The sequence below is a fragment of the Streptomyces sp. NPDC050534 genome (genome assembly GCF_044457745.1).
Taxonomy (GTDB): domain Bacteria; phylum Actinomycetota; class Actinomycetes; order Streptomycetales; family Streptomycetaceae; genus Streptomyces.
Genome location: NZ_JBITHF010000004.1, coordinates 300,651 through 318,477, shown reverse-complemented (window position 1 = coordinate 318,477; position 17,827 = coordinate 300,651). Strand labels below are relative to the sequence as shown.

Below are 17,827 nucleotides of genomic sequence, written 5' to 3'. Positions count from 1 at the left end.
TGCCTTTCGGTCGTGGGACGTGAGCGGCGTACCGCAGCGTACCCGGGGCCCGACGGCCCCGCGGAAGGAGTCCGTCCGGACGTCCCACCAGGGCGGATCCAATCGGTACGGGCTAGCCTGAAGCCCACCTGAGCGGGCAATCCGGAAAGAAATCACAGCAGGAAACAAGCACTGCGAAACACCCCGCAAGCAAAGGAGCGCAGCCCATGGCAGCGGGCGCCCCCAGGATCTTCGTCTCGCACCTCGCCGGTGTCGCCGTCTTCGACCCCAACGGCGACCAGGTGGGCCGCGTCCGCGATGTCGTCGTCATGCTGCGCGTCGGCCGGCGGCCTCCGCGCGTGCTCGGGCTGGTCGTCGAACTGCCCACCCGGCGCCGCATCTTCCTGCAGATGACCAGGGTGACCAGCATCGAGTCCGGCCAGGTCATCGCCACCGGCGTGCTCAACGTCCGGCGCTTCGAGCAACGGCCCACCGAACGCCTCGCCTTCGGCGAGCTCCTGGACCGCAGGGTCACGCTCGTCGAGACCGGCGAGGAGGTCACCGTCCTCGACCTGTCCGTGCATCATCTGCCGGCCCGGCGGGACTGGGAGGTCGACCGCGTCTTCGTCCGCAAGGGCAGGAAGAGCAGCGCCTTCCGGCGGGCCAAGGGCGAGGCGCTGACGGTGGAGTGGTCCGCCGTCACCGGCTTCTCCCTGGAGGAGCACGGACAGGGCGCCGAGAGCCTGCTCGCCACCTTCGAGCAGCTGCGCCCCGCGGACCTCGCCAACGTGCTGCACCACCTGTCCCCCAAGCGCCGCGCCGAGGTGGCCGCCGCGCTCGACGACGACCGTCTGGCCGACGTGCTCGAGGAGCTCCCCGAGGACGACCAGATCGAGATCCTCGGCAAGCTGAAGGAGGAGCGCGCCGCCGACGTCCTGGAGGCCATGGACCCGGACGACGCGGCCGACCTGCTCGCCGAGCTCCCCGAGGAGGACAAGGAGCGGCTGCTGAGCCTGATGCAGCCCTCCGACGCGGCGGACATGCGGCGCCTGATGGCCTACGAGGAGCACACGGCGGGCGGCCTCATGACGACCGAGCCGATCGTGCTGCGGCCGGACTCCACGGTCGCCGACGCGCTCGCCCGCGTCCGCAACCGCGACCTCTCCCCCGCCCTCGCCGCCCAGGTCTATGTCTGCCGGCCGCCCGACGAGACGCCGACCGGCAAGTACCTCGGCACGGTGCACTTCCAGCGCCTGCTGCGCGACCCGCCGTACACACTGGTCAGCTCGATCATCGACGACGATCTGCAGACCCTCGACCCCGATTCCACGCTGCCCGTGGTCGCCGGGTTCTTCGCCGCGTACGACATGGTGGCGGCGCCCGTGGTCGACGAGTCCGGGGCGCTGCTGGGCGCGGTGACCGTGGACGACGTACTGGACCACATGCTGCCCGACGACTGGCGGGAGACGGAGTTCCATCTGGACGAGGACCAGGACGAGGACGAGGGGGTGGGCGCTCATGACGCCTGAGCGGGAGAGCACGCGCGAGCGCACACCGGCCGGGGCGACGGCCGCGACCCGGCCGCGTGTCCGTCTGGACCAGCCGCGCGCGCCGCGGCGCCGGCTGATCCCCGAGTGGGACCCGGAGGCCTTCGGGCGGCTGTCGGAGCGCATCGCGCGCTTCCTCGGCACGGGACGCTTCATCGTCTGGATGACGGTCGTCATCATCCTGTGGGTGGTGTGGAACGTGTTCGCGCCGCACGCCCTGCGTTTCGACAACTACCCGTTCATCTTCCTGACCTTGATGCTGTCCCTCCAGGCCTCCTACGCGGCCCCGCTGATCCTGCTCGCGCAGAACCGGCAGGACGACCGCGACCGGGTCAACCTCGAACAGGACCGCAAGCAGAACGAGCGCTCCATCGCGGACACCGAGTACCTGACCCGCGAGATCGCCGCCCTGCGCATCGGCCTGGGCGAGGTCGCCACCCGCGACTGGATCCGCTCCGAGCTCCAGGACATGGTCAAGGAGCTGGAGGTGCGGCAGAACGGCCACCGCGAGCACGCCGTATTCCCGGCAGAACGGTCGCGCGGACGTGACGTAGGCGACCGGTGACAGGCATCCCGGGGCCCTTGTGCGGCGCCGTACCATCGTCCTATGGCTAGCGAAGACGCGGTGCGCGAGGCACTGGCGACGGTGAACGACCCCGAGATCAACCGACCCATCACCGAGCTCGGGATGGTGAAGTCGGTGGACATCGCCGCGGACGGGACGGTCGCGGTCACCGTGTACCTGACGGTCTCCGGCTGCCCGATGCGCGAGACGATCACGCAGCGCGTGACGGAGGCGGTCTCCCGGGTCGAAGGCGTCACCCGCGTCGACGTCTCGCTCGACGTCATGAGCGACGAGCAGCGCAAGGAGCTGGCGAACGCCCTGCGCGGCGGCACCGCCGAGCGCGAGGTCCCCTTCGCCAAGCCCGGCTCCCTCACCCGTGTCTACGCGGTCGCGTCCGGCAAGGGCGGCGTCGGCAAGTCCTCGGTGACGGTGAACCTGGCGGCGGCGATGGCGGCCGACGGGCTGAAGGTCGGTGTCGTCGACGCCGACATCTACGGCCACAGCGTGCCGCGCATGCTCGGCGCGGACGGCCGCCCCACCCAGGTCGAGAACATGATCATGCCGCCTTCGGCCAACGGCGTGAAGGTCATCTCGATCGGCATGTTCACCCCGGGCAACGCCCCGGTGGTCTGGCGCGGCCCGATGCTGCACCGCGCGCTCCAGCAGTTCCTGGCGGACGTCTACTGGGGCGATCTGGACATCCTGCTGCTCGACCTCCCGCCCGGCACCGGCGACATCGCCATCTCCGTCGCCCAGCTGGTCCCGAACGCGGAGATCCTGATCGTCACCACGCCCCAGCAGGCGGCGGCCGAGGTCGCCGAGCGCGCGGGCTCCATCGCCGTGCAGACCCACCAGAAGATCGTGGGCGTCGTCGAGAACATGTCCGGCCTGCCCTGCCCGCACTGCGGCGAGATGGTCGACGTCTTCGGCACCGGCGGCGGCCAGACGGTGGCGGACGGCCTGACCCGTACGACGGGTGCGACGGTCCCCGTCCTCGGCGCCATCCCGATCGACGTCCGCCTCCGCGAGGGCGGCGACGAGGGCCGGCCCGTGGTCCTGAGCGACCCGGACTCCCCGGCGGCCGCGGCCCTGCGCGCCATCGCGGGCAAGCTGGGCGGGCGCCAGCGGGGCCTGTCGGGCATGTCCCTGGGGATCACGCCGAAGAACAAGTTCTGAGCCCGCACGGAGCACTGAAGCGAAGGGGCGCCGCATCCGCGCGGCGCCCCTTCGTCATGCGTACGTCTTGATGTCCTTGACCACGGCGAAGGCGAGGCCGTACGCGCTCATGCCTCTTCCGTACGCCCCCAGGTGCACCCCTTGCGGCGTGGATCCGGCGAGGACCCAGCCGAACTCGGACTCCCGGTAGTGGAACGGCGTGGGAACGCCGTCCACGGGCAGGGAGAGCGTCGACCACTCGGGGCCCGACAGGTCGTCGGCCAGCGCCCACGCGGTCTCCGTCTGCTGCTCCAGCCAGTCGTCCCGCAGGGAGTGGTCCATCTGACCGGGCCAGGTGAAGGACAGCAGCCCCACACCGGCCAGCCAGGCAGCCGAGGAGACCGACGTGGCCTCCAGCAGCCCCGTGCCGTCGGCACTGCGCCGTACGGGGCTCGCCGCGACCGTCACCACGACCGCGAACTTCTCCCGCGGCTCGTCGGCCGAGCCGACCGCGAACTCGTTCTTCACGGAGGGCTCGTCGCCGTGCCCGATCGAACCGTGCTCGACGGCACCGTCGGCCGCCGTCCCGACCTGCATCAGCCAGCGCGGACCCGTGAAGGCCTCATCGAGGCCGTACCACGGGAAGGGCGCCAGCAGGTAGCCGTCGACCGTGCGCCGGGCCGTGGGGAGCTGTTGTCCGCCCTCCGCGGCCGGCGCCTGCGCGACTGCCTGACTCGTCGTCTCCATGTGCCCGGACGCCTCCTCGTTCTCGTCGAACCGGAGCGGCCCGCCCCCCTTCGGGCGTACTCGTCCGGTCCGCACAACAACTCGGCAGCATAGCCACCCCACTGAGCACAGCAGGGAAATCGCCCGGCGCGTGGGTCGCACCGAGGGGTGGGATCCGGCCGTGCGCAGGTGCCGCGGAGTATGAAACGCATCACGTACGGCGCAGGTGGGCACGCGCGTGAACAGCACCGGAGCGCGGCCCGGCGCCGCTCGGCGGCGCGGGCCTGCGGCTCAGGTGGCGTCCGCGTCGAAAGGCGGGCGGTCGTCCTCTTCGGGCTTCTTCGTCATGTCGACGCGGGCGCCGGAGGAGGAGCCGGCGGACGAGGAGCCGGACGAGGAGGACGGCGCGTCGGTCTCACGGCTGTGCACCGCGTCCGTGACCTCGGCCATCTCCTTCTTGAGGTCGAAGCCGTTGCGGATCTCCTTGAGCCCCAGCTCGTCGCTGTCCATCTGCTTGCGGATGAACGTCTTGGGGTTGAGGTCCTCGAACTCGAAGTCCTTGAACTCCGGGCCGAGCTCCGAACGGATGTCGTGCTTGGCGCTCTCCGAGAACTCCCGGATCTTGCGGATCGTCCGCATCACGTCCTGGATGACCTTCGGGAGCTTGTCCGGACCGAAGACGAGCACAGCAAGGACAACGAGCGTCACCAGCTCGAGCGGTCCTATGTCATTGAACACCTGAAGCTCCTTGCGAGTCCCTCGGTCCTCGGCCCTCGGTGGTCTGTGCGGGTCTTCCGTGGTCCGGGCCGGATCCACGGTACCCGGCGATCCCGTACGACCGGTACTGTCCCGGGCGTTCCGAGTGGGGTCGCGTGGGGGTTTTGGGGGTTGTTTGCCTTGTGGGGGCCCGGGTGCGGCCCTCAGCTGCCCACGGAGGACCCGAGGACCAGCGAGATCTTCCTCTCCTTGCCGTCGCGGCGGACGGTCAGCTCCAGACGGTCGCCGGGGCGGTGGGCGCGGGTCTTGACGATCAGTTCCTCCCCGGAGTGCACGCGCTGGCCGTCCACCGCGGTGATGACGTCCCCCGCCTTGATGCCGGCCTTGTCGCCGGGGCCGCCCCGCGTGACGGCGGGACCGCCGCTCCCGGCCTTCGTCCCGACGCGGGCGCCGTCGCCGGTGTAGTCCATGTCGAGGGTGACGCCGATGACCGGGTGGGTCGCCTTGCCGGTGTTGATCAGTTCCTCGGCGACGCGCTTGGCCTGGTTGACCGGTATGGCGAAGCCGAGCCCGATGGAACCGGCCTGCCCGCTGCCCGAGTCCGAGCCGTCGTCGGCGGACCGGATGGCGGAGTTGATGCCGATGACCCGGGCCCGGGTGTCGAGCAGGGGGCCGCCGGAGTTGCCGGGGTTGATCGGCGCGTCGGTCTGCAGGGCGTCGACGTACGAGACGTCACTTCCGCCGGTGCTGTCGCCGCCCGCCGTGATGGGGCGTTCCTTGGCGCTGATGATGCCCGAGGTGACCGTGCCCTCCAGGTCGAAGGGGGCGCCGATGGCGACGACGGGGTCGCCGACCTGAACGTTGTCGGAGTTGCCGAGCGGCATGGGCTTCAGCCCGCGCACATTGCTGACCTTGACGACGGCGAGGTCGTAGCCGCTGTCCCGGCCGACGACGGTGGCCCTCGCCGTGTCCCCGCTGTTGAAGGTCACCGATATCTGGCCGGCGGATCCGGCGGCCGGTTCCACGACGTGGTTGTTGGTGAGGATGTGGCCCTGCGCGTCGAGCACGAAGCCCGTCCCGGTGCCGGACTCCTGGACGCCGGACACATGCAGGGTGACCACGCTGGGCAGGGCCCGCGCGGCGATCCCGGCGACGCTGTCCGGAGCCCGCCCCGCGGGCTCCTTGCCCGCCTGCGGCAGCTCGACGGCCCCCACACCGCCGTTGCGCTCGAGATAGGAACCGATGACACCGCCGACGCCGCCGGACACGAGCGCGAGGGCCACGGCGCCGGTGACGAGGGCCCGCCGGACCCGCCTGCGCCGCCTGTCCTTGCCCTCCACGGCCGCGCCGGTCTGCTGGAGGGGAGTGGACGACCAGGGGTCGTAGTTGTGCCAGGGGGTGGAGGGGTGGGCGGGAGCGGGAGCAGCCGGAGCGGGAGCCTCGGGGGCGGGCAGGGTGTGGGGCTGCGGCGCCGGTATCGCGGTGTCCTGCGCGGGTGGGGCCGCCGCCGGGTGCTGTACCGGCGGAGCGGGCGCCCAGGGGCCGGGCTCGCCGTACGGCGGGGTGCTGTAGGGGTCCGGGTCGTGCAGGGGCCTGGGGCGCTCGGCGGCGGGCGTCGCCGCGGGGGCGGGCGTCGCCGCGGGGGCGGGCGTCGCCGCGGGGGCGTCCAGCTCGAAGTCGCCCTCGCCGGCGGGCGCGCCGCCTGCCTCGTCCTCGGGGCGCCGCAGCTCGAAGTCACCGTCGGGCACGTCGGGCACGGACGCGGTTTCGCCGTCGGACACGGTTTCGCCGTCGGCGCCCGCCGGTCGCGCCAGCTCGAAGTCGCCGTCGGGCATGGGCACACGGCCGCTGCCGGCCTCCTGCGGCCCGCTCAGCTCGTAGTCACCGCCGTCGGACGGGACCCCCTCCGCCTCCCCCACAGAGCCCTCCCGGCGCGGCAGGCTCCACCACTTCGGCTTCGTGGGCTTCCCCTCGTTCATGCTCTCCCCACAGCTGGCCACAGCACGGCACGGCTCGTCGGCCATGGCCTCAGTTGTCGACTCCGCGCGCGGCTTGCTGCCGCGGACACGGTCCACCCTGGATTCAACCAGGTTCGCAGGCCGTGCCGCAGAGACCGGTCAGCGTGAGGTGCGGGGGGAGGAAGAAGCGGAAGTCGAGTCGGGGACGGGTGCGGCGAGCAGGCCGGGAGAGGAGACCTCGGGGGTCTTGGACCACGAGGTCAGGGTGAACGGCGGGGTCGCCTCGAGCGGCCGTATCAGCGGGGACATCACGGCGGCGCCGGCCATCACGGGAGTGGTCAGCGTGTGCACCGTCTGCTGCCGGGCCTGTACCGCGCCGGTCTGGTTCTCCGCGCCGGGCAGCAGCGGAGCCGAGACCGCGGTCGGGGCCGCCGGGACGTCGTTCAGCGACTGGCGGCCCTGTGCGAGCAGCGGGGCGGTGCCACGGCGCCGCTGGTTCTCGGGGGCCGTCGCGGCGCCCGTCCCCTGCGTACGCGCCGGAGTGACGTTGCTGCCCGCGCCCGTGCCACGGGCGTCCGCGGTGTCGGTGGGCGTGCCCGTCGTGACGCCGCCCAGCGCGATCGCGGCGAGCGAGACGGCGCCCGCGGCGACGAACGCGAACCGCATCCCGCGCGAGGCGGAGCGCTCGGACTCGTGCCGGCTGACGTCGTGGATACGGAAGCCGCGGTCCGCGGAGGGCGGCAGTATCGGGGCGTGTGGGGAGGAGGCGGGGACGTAGCCGAACTCGAAGCGCTCACCCCGCTTCAGGCCGAAGACCCCGGTGACGCCAGGCCGTCCGGGGATTCCTCCCCCGCCGAACGGCGAGCCACCGCCGTCCGGGTCACCTCCCCCGGGAAGCCCCTGAAGCCGGGCCAGGAAGCTCTCGGAGGGCGGCGGCGGAGCCGCCTCGGCGAAGACGTTCTTCAGCTGTCGCTGCGCGTCCGCCTCCGCCTTGCACCGGGCACAGGTGGCCAGGTGGGCGAGGACCCGCTCACGCGTCTCATGACCGAGCTCTCCGTCCACCAGGGCGGAGAGTCGGTCTCCCAGGTGCTGTTCGGCCAGCCGCCTCTCGGCGGGGCTCGGTCGTGATTCGCTCACGCGGTCGCGCCCCCTCCTCCCAGGGCGGGCACACGGGCGAAGGAGCGCCGCTCCTTCGTCCGGGCCTGGGGCGCACGATGCGCGAGGGCCTTGCGCAGCTGCGAACGGCCGCGGTGGATACGGGAGCGGACCGTGCCGAGCTTGACGCCGAGGGTCGCGGCGATCTCCTCGTAGGACAGTCCTTCGATGTCGCACAGCACGACGGCGGCCCGGAACTCGGGCGCGAGGGTGTCGAGGGCCTGCTGGACGTCCGCGTCGAAGTGCGCGTCGTTGAAGACCTGCTGCGGCGACGGCTCCCGGCTGGGCAGCCGCTCCGCGGCGTCCTCGCCCAGCGCGTCGAAGCGGATGCGCTGCTTGCGGCGGACCATGTCGAGGAAGAGGTTGGTGGTGATGCGGTGCAGCCAGCCCTCGAAGGTGCCCGGCGTGTACGTCGACAGGGAGCGGAAGACACGGACGAAGACCTCCTGCGTGAGGTCCTCGGCGTCGTGCTGGTTACCGGTCAGGCGGTAGGCCAGCCGGTAGACGCGACCGCTGTGGGTGCTGACGATCTCCTCCCAGGTGGGCGGAGTCCACGCCTGCCCGTCCGCGTCGGTGGAGAAAGTCGCGGTCTGGGCCTGGTCAGCGGCGTGGCTGTGGTCAGCAGCGGTGTCGTTCACGGATTTCGGCCTGCCTGCTGATCCGAGGAAGCGCCGCAGCACCCCCGTCCGGTCCCCAGGCGCAGCCGCACCTCCCCTGTCGGCTCTGGTGGTGTCCAGTGGAGCCCCTACCATAGCCACCTCGCCCGTTAGCTCCGGATAAGCGGTTTTACGAGAATTTGATCTGGGTCGCCGCCCCTCGGACCCCTGCGTCTGCAGTTGCTCCGGGGCCTGCCCCTCATCGTGATCCAACTGTGTCCCCCCGGCGTAGTCCGTACCCCTATTAACGCCCGGTCCCATCTGCGGGTTCCCGGGCCCAACGGATACAGTCACGCCGAGGCAACCACGGGGACAGGAGAGGGTCATTACCGGCAACCGGCAGACGAGCTGGGCGTTCTCCGACGCCTACGTCGCCGAGGACGAGGTGCTGCTCTGGGCCCGCGACCGGGCCCGCGATGCGGGGCTTCGCTCGGTGGCGCCCGGCACGGGCTTCGCGCTGCGGTTGCTTGCGGCCTCCGTCGACGCCAAAGCGGTCGCCGAGATCGGCACCGGTACGGGCGTGTCCGGCATCCATCTGCTGCACGGCATGCGCCCGGACGGGGTACTGACCACGGTGGATCCCGAGCCCGAGCACCAGCAGTTCGCCCGCCAGGCCTTCCGGGCCTCCGGTTTCGCCAGCAACCGCGCCCGTTTCATCCCGGGCCGCGCCCTGGACGTCCTGCCCCGGCTCGCGGACGCCGGCTACGACCTCGTCTTCTGCGACGGCGACCGGCAGGAGGTCATGGAGTACCTCGCTGAATCGTTGCGCCTGCTGCGCCCGGGCGGCCTCGTCGTCTTCGAGGGGGTCTTCGCGAACGGCCGCACGGTGGGTTCGGGACCGCAGCCGTCGGAGGTGCTGCGGCTGCGGGAGCTGCTGCGCGCGGTGCGTGAGAGCCAGGAGCTGCTGCCGTCCCTGCTGCCGGTGGGCGACGGGCTGCTGTGCGCGGTCAAACGGCCTGTACAGGACCAGTAAGGCGCTCTGTGAACGAGCTCCGAACCCGGGAAAACAGCAGCCCCGGCACCACTTGGGTGCCGGGGCGACTGAAGGGGTATGGTCGCTTCCGCGTCAGCCGACGACCTTCTTGAGGGCGTCGCCGAGCGCGTCGGCCTCGTCAGGGGTCAGCTCGACGACGAGCCGACCGCCGCCTTCGAGCGGAACGCGCATGACGATGCCCCGCCCCTCCTTGGTCACCTCGAGCGGGCCATCGCCCGTTCGCGGCTTCATGGCCGCCATGCTCGTTCCCCTTCCTGAAACCAGCTCATCGTCAAAGCCGACGGCCCGGGAGGGCACGCGCGGGCCACAGCGTGGGACTGGGACACGCGACAACGGCATCGAACACATTGCTTCCAAGCCATTATCCCGCATCTCAGGACCCGATGACCAACATCAGTCGGCATCGCTTGGGCAACGCGCGCGAGCAAAACCACTCAATTCGGCGATGTGACTGCGATACTGCGCCACCGCATCGACTTCCGCCGACCGGAAATCGTCGATAATTCTTTGACGCAGGTCACACGTCCGCTCCGGTGTCTCTCCGCCATGCTGTCCTACGGACAGGGGCGTACCGGCCGGTACGCCTGAACCGCGACAGCGGAGGGGACACACCATGGCCGACACCGTGCTCTACGAGGTGAGCGACGGGCTCGCGACGATCACGCTCAACCGCCCCGAGGCGATGAACGCGCTGAACATCGCGACCAAGGTCGCCCTGCGGGAGGCGGTCAGCTCCGCGGCCGGGGACGACGCGGTGCGCGCGGTGCTGCTGACCGCCGCCGGTGACCGCGCGTTCTGCGTCGGCCAGGACCTCAAGGAGCACATCGGGCTGCTGATGCAGGACCGGGAGACGGGCTCCGGGCAGACGATGAGCACGGTGAAGGAGCACTACAACCCGATCGTGCGGGCGATCGCCGGGATGCCGAAGCCGGTGGTGGCCGGGGTGAACGGGGTCGCGGCGGGGGCGGGGTTCGGCTTCGCACTGGCCGCGGACTACCGGGTCGTGGCCGACACCGCCGCCTTCAACACGTCGTTCGCCGGGGTGGCGCTGACGGCCGACTCGGGGATCTCGTGGACGCTGCCGCGGGTGGTGGGCCCCGGCCGCGCCGCCGACCTGCTGCTCTTCCCGCGCGGCATCAAGGCCCAGGAGGCGTACGAACTCGGCGTGGCGAACCGTCTGGTGCCGGCCGCCGAGCTGCGGGCCGAGGCGGAGAAGGTGGCGCGGGCGCTCGCCGAGGGGCCGACGGTCGCCTACGGGGCGATCAAGGAGGCGGTCGCGTACGGGCTGTCCCACTCGCTGTCCGAGACGCTGGACAAGGAGGACGAGCTCCAGACCCGGGCGGGGTCGTCGGAGGACCACGCGATCGCCGTGCAGGCCTTCGTCAACAAGGAGAAGCCCAAGTACCTGGGCCGCTGACCCGCGCCGAAGCACTCAGGGCCGGCGTGCCACGCAGCTTTCCAGGTGGTCGTCGACCAGGCCGCACGCCTGCATCAGCGCGTACGCCGTCGTCGGGCCGACGAAGCGCAGGCCCCTCTTCTTCAGGGTCTTGGACAGCGCCGTCGACTCCGGTGTGACCGCGGGGACGTCGGCGAGTGTCTTCGGGGCCGGGCGGCCGGGCGCGGGCGCGTGGGACCAGATCAGCTCGTCCAGTTCGCCCGGCGCCCAGTCGGCGAGCGCGCGTGCGTTGGCGAGGGTCGCGTCGATCTTGGCGCGGTTGCGGATGATGCCCGCGTCCACGAGCAGGCGCTCGCGGTCCCCGTCCGTGAAGGCGGCGACCTTCTCGATCCTGAAGTCGGCGAAGGCCGCGCGGAATCCCGGGCGGCGGCGCAGGATGGTGATCCAGGACAGGCCGGACTGGAAGGCCTCCAGGCTCAGGCGTTCGTAGAGGGCGTCGTCGCCGTGGACCGGGCGGCCCCACTCCTCGTCGTGGTACGCCACGTAGTCCTCGGTGGACAGGGCCCACGGGCAGCGCAGGGCGCCGTCCGGCCCGGCGGTGGCGGTGCCGTCGCTCACTGCTGCTCCTCCTGGCCGTGGACCGGCTTGTCCATGGAGACGTGGTGGGCGGCGGCCCGGGCGCCCGCCAGCGCGGACTCCAGGTCGGAGATGCGGGCGTCGCGCTCGGCGAGCTCGGCGCCGAGGCGGTTGAGGGCGTCGTCGACGTCCGACATGCGGTAGCCGCGGGCGGCGAGCGGGAAGCGCAGGGCGTCGACGTCGGCGCGGCCGACCGGGCGGTCCGGCGGCAGCGGGTCCTGGAGCCGCTCGGGGGCCACCTCGGGCAGCGGGCCCCGGCCTTCGCCGCCGCCCACCACGGCGAGGGTCACCGCGGCGACCACGACGGCGAGAGCGACGACCAGGAACAAGAACATAACCATCGCTGTGGTCCCCACGCTCGGTGCTCGGAAGGCAGAAAGTGTCAGGGTCCGATCGTGCCATGCGAGTCTGACAGTTAGGGTCGCAGGCGGCCGAAAGGCAGGAACACCCAGGACGTACTAGGAGAGGTCACAGGGGATGCTCAGGCTGGGCAGGCGCGAGTTCGGGCCCCACGAGCCGGTGATCATGGCGATCGTGAACCGGACCCCGGACTCCTTCTACGACCAGGGGGCGACCTTCCGGGACGAGCCCGCCCTCGCGCGCGTGGAGCAGGCGGTGGCCGAGGGCGCCGCCATCATCGACATCGGCGGGGTCAAGGCCGGCCCGGGCGAGGAGGTGACCGCCGAGGAGGAGGCGCGGCGGACGGTGGGCTTCGTCGCGGAGGTCCGGCGGCGCTTCCCCGACGTCGTCATCAGCGTGGACACCTGGCGGGCCGAGGTCGGCGAGGCCGTGTGCGCGGCCGGGGCCGATCTGCTGAACGACGCGTGGGGCGGTGTCGACCCCGCTCTCGCCGAGGTCGCCGCGCGCCACGGCGCCGGGCTGGTGTGCACGCACGCGGGCGGTGCCGAGCCGCGGACCCGGCCGCACCGGGTGACGTACGACGACGTCATGGCGGACATCCTGGAGGTGACGCTCGCTCTGGCCGAGCGGGCCGTGGCACTGGGCGTGCCCCGGGAGTCCGTGCTGATCGATCCCGGGCACGACTTCGGGAAGAACACGCGGCACAGCCTGGAGGCGACCCGGCGCCTCGGCGAGATGGTCGCGACGGGGTGGCCGGTGCTGGTGTCCCTGTCCAACAAGGACTTCGTTGGCGAGACCCTGGACAAGCCCGTCAAGGAGCGGGTGGTGGGGACGCTCGCGACCACCGCCGTCTCGGCGTGGCTCGGGGCGCAGGTGTACCGCGTGCACGAGGTCGCCGAGACCCGGCAGGTGCTCGACATGGTGGCGACGATCGCGGGCCACCGGCCCCCGGCGGTCGCCCGCCGGGGACTCGCTTAGGCCGCCGCTACCGGGCGGCTTCCTTGGACACCAGGGCGACCGCCTCGTCCACGTCGTCCGTGACGTGGAACAGCAGCAGGTCCTTCTCCGCGGCCTTGCCCTGGGCGATCAGCGTGTTCTTGAGCCAGTCGACGAGTCCGCCCCAGTACTCGCTGCCGAACAGGACGATCGGGAAGCGGGTGACCTTCTGGGTCTGGACGAGGGTCAGCGCCTCGAAGAGTTCGTCCAGGGTGCCGAGGCCGCCGGGGAGGACCACGAAGCCCTGCGCGTACTTGACGAACATCATCTTGCGGACGAAGAAGTAGCGGAAGTTCAGGCCGATGTCGACGTAGGGGTTCAGGCCCTGCTCGAAGGGCAGCTCGATGCCCAGGCCGACCGAGATGCCCTTCGCCTCCACGGCGCCCTTGTTGGCCGCCTCCATGGCTCCGGGGCCGCCGCCCGTGATCACCGCCCAGCCCGCCTCCACCAGGCCGCGTCCGAGGCGTACGCCCGCCTCGTACTCCGGCGAGTCCGCCATGGTGCGCGCCGAGCCGAAGACGCTGATCGCGGGCGGGAGTTCGGCCAGCGTGCCGAAGCCCTCGATGAACTCCGACTGGATGCGCAGGACGCGCCAGGGGTCGGTGTGCACCCAGTCCGACGGACCGCCGGCGTCGAGCAGCCGCTGGTCCGTGGTGCTCGCCGTGACCTGTCCGCGCCTGCGGAGGACCGGACCCAGGCGCTGCTCGTCCGGCGGCACCTTCTTGCCCTCTGGGTTCCCGGTGGCCATGTGCGCTCCCTCCGCTTGCGGGGTGTTTCCACCTCAGCGTAGATCTACGCGGGTTACGGACGGGGGACGCGGGCGTGTCCGGGGTGCAGCGGCCTCGGCGGGACGGTCACCGCGTCAGGCGGTCAGCCACGCCCGCAGGCGCTCCTCACCGGCCAGGATTTTCGCCGTTTCGACCCTTTCGTCCCGCTTGTGCGCCAAGTGCGGGTTTCCGGGGCCGTAGTTGACCGCGGGGATGCCGAGGGAGGAGAAGCGCGACACGTCCGTCCAGCCGTACTTGGGCTGCGGGGTTCCGCCCACGGCCTCGATGAAGGCCGCCGCGGCCGGGTGGCTCAGGCCCGGCAGGGCGGCGCCGCTGTGGTCGTCCACCACGAACTCCTGCACGCCGCAGTCCGCGAAGACCTCGCGGACGTGGGCGATCGCCTCCTCCTCCGTGCGGTCGGGCGCGTAGCGGAAGTTGACCGTCACCACGCACTCGTCGGGGATCACGTTGCCCGCCACGCCGCCCGAGATGCCCACCGCGTTCAGGCCTTCCCGGTACTCCAGGCCGTCGATCACCGGGTAGCGGGGTTCGTACGAGGCGAGGCGGGCCAGGATGGGCGCGGCCGCGTGGATCGCGTTGGAACCCATCCAGCTGCGCGCCGAGTGCGCCCGCTCCCCCCGCGTCCGCAGCAGGACCCTGAGGGTGCCCTGGCAGCCGCCCTCGACCTCGCCGTCCGACGGCTCCAGCAGCACCGCGAAGTCGCCCTGGAGCCAGTCGGGGCGGGCCTCGGCGACGTGCTTGAGGCCGTTGAGCTCCGCCGCCACCTCTTCATTGTCGTAGAAGACGAAGGTCAGGTCCCGGTTGGGGGCCGGCACCGTCGCCGCGATGCGCAGCTGGACCGCCACTCCCGACTTCATGTCGCACGTGCCGCAGCCCCACAGGACGCCGTCCGCGTCCAGCCGCGAGGGGACGTTGCCGGCGATCGGCACCGTGTCGATGTGCCCGGCCAGGACGACCCGCTCCGGCCGGCCCAGGTCCGTGCGCGCGACGACGTTGTTGCCGTACCGCTCGACCGTCAGATGGGGAAGGGCGCGCAGGGCGGCCTCGATCGCGTCGGCGAGAGGCTTCTCCGTGCCGCTCTCGGAGGGGAGGTCGACGAGCCGCGCGGTGAGCTCGGCGGCGTCCAGGGTGAGGTCAAGTGCGGTGTCGGCCATGCCGTCGACCCTAACCCGCCACCACGCGGCCCCACTGCCCCCATCGGGCGCATGGGCCACGGCGGCCTCCGCTACCTTGGACGGCGTGCCAGAGCCGTCTCCCTCTCTCAAACGCCGAGGCCGCCTCTTCCGATTCGGAGCGGCCCTCGTGGTTCTCCTCGCGCTCGCGGGCTACCTCGCGGTGCAGTACGTCACCGGAGGCAGAGGCGCGCCGGGCTGCCGGGTCGTGTCGGGCGGGGACGACAAGGCGTCGTACGACTTCACGCCGGAGCAGGCGGTGAACGCGGCGACCATCGCCGCCGTGGGCACCGGACGCCGCATGCCCGAGCGGGCGGTGACCATCGCGCTCGCCACCGCGCTCCAGGAGTCGGGCCTGCGCAACATCGAGCACGGCGACCGCGATTCGCTCGGCCTGTTCCAGCAGCGGCCCTCGCAGGGCTGGGGCACCGAGCAGCAGATCCTGGACCCGACGTACGCGGCGGGCGTCTTCTACGAGCACCTGGCCAAGGTGCACGACTACAAGAAGCTGCCGCTCACGGTGGCCGCGCAGCGCGTCCAGCGCAGCGGCTTCCCGGAGGCGTACGCCAAGCACGAGCCGGACGCCGCGCTGCTCTCCGCGGCCCTCACCGGCAACTCGGCCGCCACGCTGACCTGCGACGGCCGTCCGGCCGCGACGCAGGCGAGCGGCCCGGACGGCGTGCGGGCCGCGCTGGTACGGGACTTCGGGCGGGACGTGCTCCAGCCGGCCGGGGTGGAGGTGGGATCCACCTCCACCCCGGTGCCCACCTCGACCCCGGGCGCGCGGACCGTGACGCTCCCCGTCGACGCCGACGGGAGCCCCGCCAAGGGCCGCGACGTCCGGCGGCGCGGCTGGCAGCTCGCCCACTGGGCCGTGGCCAACTCCTCGGCGCTGCACATCGAACGGGTCCAGTACGGCGGGCGGGAGTGGACCGCCGGGAACACCGACAGCCGGTGGCTCCCGGTCGCCGCCGAGGGCGCCCGGGGCGCGCAGCGGACCGCCGGCGCGGTACGCATCGTCACTGCTCAGTAGTACGAGCCTTCATCCGCACGGGTTAGGTGCGGCATACGCGGGCCCGGAAGTGGGCAGGTTTTCGCGCCCTCACCCCAGCTTCCGTAAAAGCCCTTGAAAACAAAGGGGCGTAAGGATTCCGCAGACTTTCGGACCGTGCGCATTTTGCCCGTTTTTATCCGCAGCCGATAATGCGACGCATTGCCAACTCTTTACGTTTGGGCGCCGCAACCTTCGAGCCCTTCGAGCGGTAACTACTGCGTCCGAGCCCGGACGATCAACCTCCATCGAAGGAGCACCATGTCCCTCCCCCTGACCCGTCGGATCGCCCGTGCCGCGCTGCTCGTCGCAGCGGGAGCGGCTGCCGGGGTCGGCGCGGCCGGCGCGGCGAGCGCGGCAAGCGCGGCCCCCCAGCTGCCCGCCACCCCGAACGTCGGTGGCCTGACCGCGCTGGACGGGGCAAACGTCGGCAACACCGTCGACGGCGCGGCGCAGAACGTCACCGGGATCGCGGGCGCCGCGGGCGCCAACGCGGTCAAGAAGGCGGTGCCGAACGCGGGCAAGACCGGTGGCAGCGTGGCCAAGAAGGCCGCCCCGGCCGCGCAGAAGGCCGCGGGCAGCGCTGCGGGCTCCGTCGGCGAGATCGTCGGTGTCACCACGCAGTCCGCGACCAAGGGCGGCGGCCTGCCGACCGACTCGCTGACCAAGGGCGGCCTGCCGGCCCCCGCCACCCTGCCGGTGAAGGGCCTGCCGATCGGCGGCTGAGCACTCCGTACGGCGAAGGGGCCCGGGATCTCTCCCGGGCCCCTTCGGCGTTCCTACGGCCGCCGCTGGACCGCGTCGGCGGTCACAGGCGCTCCGCGGCCGCCCGTACCCGCTCGTCCGTCGCCGTCAGCGCCACCCGGACGAACCGCTCGCCCGCCGGGCCGTAGAAGTCGCCCGGCGCGACCAGGATGCCGAGTCCGGCCAGGTGGGCCACGGTGTCCCAGCAGGACTCGTCCCGCGTCGCCCACAGGTAGAGGCTGGCCTCGCTGTGCTCGATGCGGAAGCCGTGCTTCTCCAGCGCCGCGCGCAGGGCCGTGCGGCGGGCCGCGTACCGCTCCCGCTGCTCGCGGACATGGCCGTCGTCGCCCAGGGCCGCCACCACGGCCGCCTGCGTGGGCGCCGGCGTCATCATGCCGCCGTGCTTGCGGATCTCCAGCAGGGGGCCGAGGACGGCCGGGTCACCGGCCAGGAAGGCCGCGCGGTAGCCCGCCAGGTTGGAGCGCTTGGAGAGGGAGTGGACGGCCACGATGCCCTCGTGGGAGCCGCCGCTGACGTCCGGGTGCAGCACCGAGACGGGATCGGCCTCCCAGCCGAGCTCCAGGTAGCACTCGTCGGAGAAGACCAGGACGCCGTGCTCGCGGGCCCAGGCGACGATCCGGGTCAGCTCCTCCTTGGGCAGGACCCTGCCGGTGGGGTTGGAGGGCGAGTTGAGCCAGAGGAGCTTCAGCCCCTCGGGGTTCAGCTCGGTGGGGTCGTCGTAGGCCTCGTACTCCGCGCGGGCCAGGCGGGCGCCGACCTCGTACGTCGGGTACGCCAGCCGCGGGTACGCGACCCGGTCGCCGGGGCCGAGGCCCAGCTGCGTGGGGAGCCAGGCGACCAGTTCCTTGGAGCCGACGACGGGCAGGACGTGCCGGTGGGTGACGCCGCGGGCGCCGAGCCTGCGCTCGACCCAGCCGGTGATCGCGTCGCGCAGCGCCGGGGTGCCCCAGACCGTCGGGTAGCCCGGGGAGTCCGCCGCGTCGATCAGCGCCTTCTGGACCAGTTCGGGGACCGGGTCGACCGGGGTGCCGACGGAGAGGTCGACGATGCCGTCCGGGTGCGCGGCGGCCGTCTTCTTGTACGGCTCCAGCTTGTCCCAGGGGAAGGTGGGCAGGCGGTCTGAGACTGCGGACACGGTTTCTGGCTCACTTTCTGGTACGGCAAAGGCCCTCGCACGGCAAACGCCTCGGCCCCGTACGGCGATCATGGCG

Annotated in this window: 19 protein-coding genes; 8 read left to right on the top strand and 11 right to left on the bottom strand. The window is 72.0% G+C overall.

The window, feature by feature from the left end; translation table 11 throughout:
- Positions 1 to 206: 206 nt before the first annotated feature.
- Genes ACIBN2_RS15780 through ACIBN2_RS15770 form a run of 3 tightly spaced genes read left to right on the top strand, consistent with a single transcriptional unit; the run spans position 207 to position 3,267 of the window.
- Positions 207 to 1,508, top strand: a complete 1,302-nt coding sequence (locus tag ACIBN2_RS15780; protein WP_399134920.1) for a magnesium transporter MgtE N-terminal domain-containing protein — start codon at positions 207 to 209, stop codon at positions 1,506 to 1,508.
- Complete coding sequence (locus tag ACIBN2_RS15775) at positions 1,498 to 2,091, top strand: DUF1003 domain-containing protein (protein ID WP_399134919.1); 594 nt, start codon at positions 1,498 to 1,500, stop codon at positions 2,089 to 2,091. The genes ACIBN2_RS15780 and ACIBN2_RS15775 overlap by 11 nt, the downstream gene beginning before the upstream one ends.
- A 42-nt stretch (positions 2,092 to 2,133) precedes the next feature.
- Positions 2,134 to 3,267 (top strand): Mrp/NBP35 family ATP-binding protein, encoded by a 1,134-nt coding sequence (locus tag ACIBN2_RS15770; RefSeq protein WP_399134917.1) that lies wholly within the window; start codon positions 2,134 to 2,136, stop codon positions 3,265 to 3,267.
- Between the two features lie 54 nt (positions 3,268 to 3,321).
- On the opposite strand, the gene ACIBN2_RS15765 is transcribed toward ACIBN2_RS15770, so the two are convergent.
- From ACIBN2_RS15765 to sigE, 5 genes are all read right to left on the bottom strand, one after another.
- Complete coding sequence (locus ACIBN2_RS15765) at positions 3,322 to 3,993, bottom strand: hypothetical protein (protein ID WP_399134916.1); 672 nt, start codon at positions 3,991 to 3,993, stop codon at positions 3,322 to 3,324.
- A gap of 270 nt (positions 3,994 to 4,263) precedes the next feature.
- Positions 4,264 to 4,710: a sec-independent translocase gene (locus tag ACIBN2_RS15760; RefSeq protein ID WP_399134915.1), complete on the bottom strand. Its 447-nt coding sequence runs from the start codon at positions 4,708 to 4,710 to the stop codon at positions 4,264 to 4,266.
- Between the two features lie 182 nt (positions 4,711 to 4,892).
- Positions 4,893 to 6,668, bottom strand: coding sequence for a trypsin-like peptidase domain-containing protein (locus ACIBN2_RS15755; RefSeq protein WP_399134914.1), 1,776 nt, complete (start codon positions 6,666 to 6,668; stop codon positions 4,893 to 4,895).
- Positions 6,669 to 6,806: 138 nt separating this feature from the next.
- Positions 6,807 to 7,784: an anti-sigma factor family protein gene (locus ACIBN2_RS15750; RefSeq protein ID WP_399134913.1), complete on the bottom strand. Its 978-nt coding sequence runs from the start codon at positions 7,782 to 7,784 to the stop codon at positions 6,807 to 6,809.
- Positions 7,781 to 8,482 carry an RNA polymerase sigma factor SigE gene (gene sigE / locus ACIBN2_RS15745; protein WP_384250616.1) on the bottom strand — a complete coding sequence of 234 codons (702 nt, stop codon included), beginning with the start codon at positions 8,480 to 8,482 and terminating at the stop codon, positions 7,781 to 7,783. Before sigE ends, ACIBN2_RS15750 begins: the two co-directional genes overlap by 4 nt.
- A 301-nt stretch (positions 8,483 to 8,783) precedes the next feature.
- Between sigE and ACIBN2_RS15740 the strand changes: the two genes are divergently transcribed.
- Positions 8,784 to 9,431: an O-methyltransferase gene (locus ACIBN2_RS15740; protein WP_399135260.1), complete on the top strand. Its 648-nt coding sequence runs from the start codon at positions 8,784 to 8,786 to the stop codon at positions 9,429 to 9,431.
- Between the two features lie 93 nt (positions 9,432 to 9,524).
- On the opposite strand, the gene ACIBN2_RS15735 is transcribed toward ACIBN2_RS15740, so the two are convergent.
- Positions 9,525 to 9,692 (bottom strand): DUF3117 domain-containing protein, encoded by a 168-nt coding sequence (locus ACIBN2_RS15735; RefSeq protein ID WP_003966491.1) that lies wholly within the window; start codon positions 9,690 to 9,692, stop codon positions 9,525 to 9,527.
- A gap of 373 nt (positions 9,693 to 10,065) precedes the next feature.
- Here ACIBN2_RS15735 and ACIBN2_RS15730 point away from each other — a divergent pair, with 373 nt between their 5' ends.
- Positions 10,066 to 10,869, top strand: coding sequence for an enoyl-CoA hydratase/isomerase family protein (locus ACIBN2_RS15730; protein WP_399134912.1), 804 nt, complete (start codon positions 10,066 to 10,068; stop codon positions 10,867 to 10,869).
- A gap of 15 nt (positions 10,870 to 10,884) precedes the next feature.
- On the opposite strand, the gene ACIBN2_RS15725 is transcribed toward ACIBN2_RS15730, so the two are convergent.
- Positions 10,885 to 11,466: a DNA-3-methyladenine glycosylase I gene (locus ACIBN2_RS15725; protein WP_399134911.1), complete on the bottom strand. Its 582-nt coding sequence runs from the start codon at positions 11,464 to 11,466 to the stop codon at positions 10,885 to 10,887.
- Positions 11,463 to 11,819 (bottom strand): DivIVA domain-containing protein, encoded by a 357-nt coding sequence (locus ACIBN2_RS15720; protein WP_399135259.1) that lies wholly within the window; start codon positions 11,817 to 11,819, stop codon positions 11,463 to 11,465. The genes ACIBN2_RS15725 and ACIBN2_RS15720 overlap by 4 nt, the downstream gene beginning before the upstream one ends.
- Positions 11,820 to 11,961: 142 nt before the next feature.
- Here ACIBN2_RS15720 and folP point away from each other — a divergent pair, with 142 nt between their 5' ends.
- On the top strand, positions 11,962 to 12,822 hold the full coding sequence (folP, locus tag ACIBN2_RS15715) for a dihydropteroate synthase (RefSeq protein WP_399134910.1): 861 nt from the start codon (positions 11,962 to 11,964) through the stop codon (positions 12,820 to 12,822).
- Positions 12,823 to 12,829: 7 nt separating this feature from the next.
- Here the strand turns inward: folP and ACIBN2_RS15710 are convergent, their stop codons facing one another.
- Both ACIBN2_RS15710 and dapE read right to left on the bottom strand, forming a co-directional pair.
- Positions 12,830 to 13,588 carry a TIGR00730 family Rossman fold protein gene (locus ACIBN2_RS15710; RefSeq protein WP_399134909.1) on the bottom strand — a complete coding sequence of 253 codons (759 nt, stop codon included), beginning with the start codon at positions 13,586 to 13,588 and terminating at the stop codon, positions 12,830 to 12,832.
- 114 nt (positions 13,589 to 13,702) lie between these two features.
- Positions 13,703 to 14,782, bottom strand: coding sequence for a succinyl-diaminopimelate desuccinylase (gene dapE / locus ACIBN2_RS15705; RefSeq protein WP_399134907.1), 1,080 nt, complete (start codon positions 14,780 to 14,782; stop codon positions 13,703 to 13,705).
- Between the two features lie 85 nt (positions 14,783 to 14,867).
- Here dapE and ACIBN2_RS15700 point away from each other — a divergent pair, with 85 nt between their 5' ends.
- Together ACIBN2_RS15700 and ACIBN2_RS15695 are read left to right on the top strand one after the other, a co-directional pair.
- Positions 14,868 to 15,833: a heavy metal transporter gene (locus ACIBN2_RS15700; RefSeq protein ID WP_399134906.1), complete on the top strand. Its 966-nt coding sequence runs from the start codon at positions 14,868 to 14,870 to the stop codon at positions 15,831 to 15,833.
- Positions 15,834 to 16,112: 279 nt separating this feature from the next.
- On the top strand, positions 16,113 to 16,577 hold the full coding sequence (locus ACIBN2_RS15695) for an ATP-binding protein (RefSeq protein ID WP_399134905.1): 465 nt from the start codon (positions 16,113 to 16,115) through the stop codon (positions 16,575 to 16,577).
- Positions 16,578 to 16,659: 82 nt separating this feature from the next.
- On the opposite strand, the gene ACIBN2_RS15690 is transcribed toward ACIBN2_RS15695, so the two are convergent.
- Positions 16,660 to 17,751, bottom strand: coding sequence for a bifunctional succinyldiaminopimelate transaminase/glutamate-prephenate aminotransferase (locus tag ACIBN2_RS15690; protein WP_399134903.1), 1,092 nt, complete (start codon positions 17,749 to 17,751; stop codon positions 16,660 to 16,662).
- Between the last annotated feature and the right edge of the window lie 76 nt (positions 17,752 to 17,827).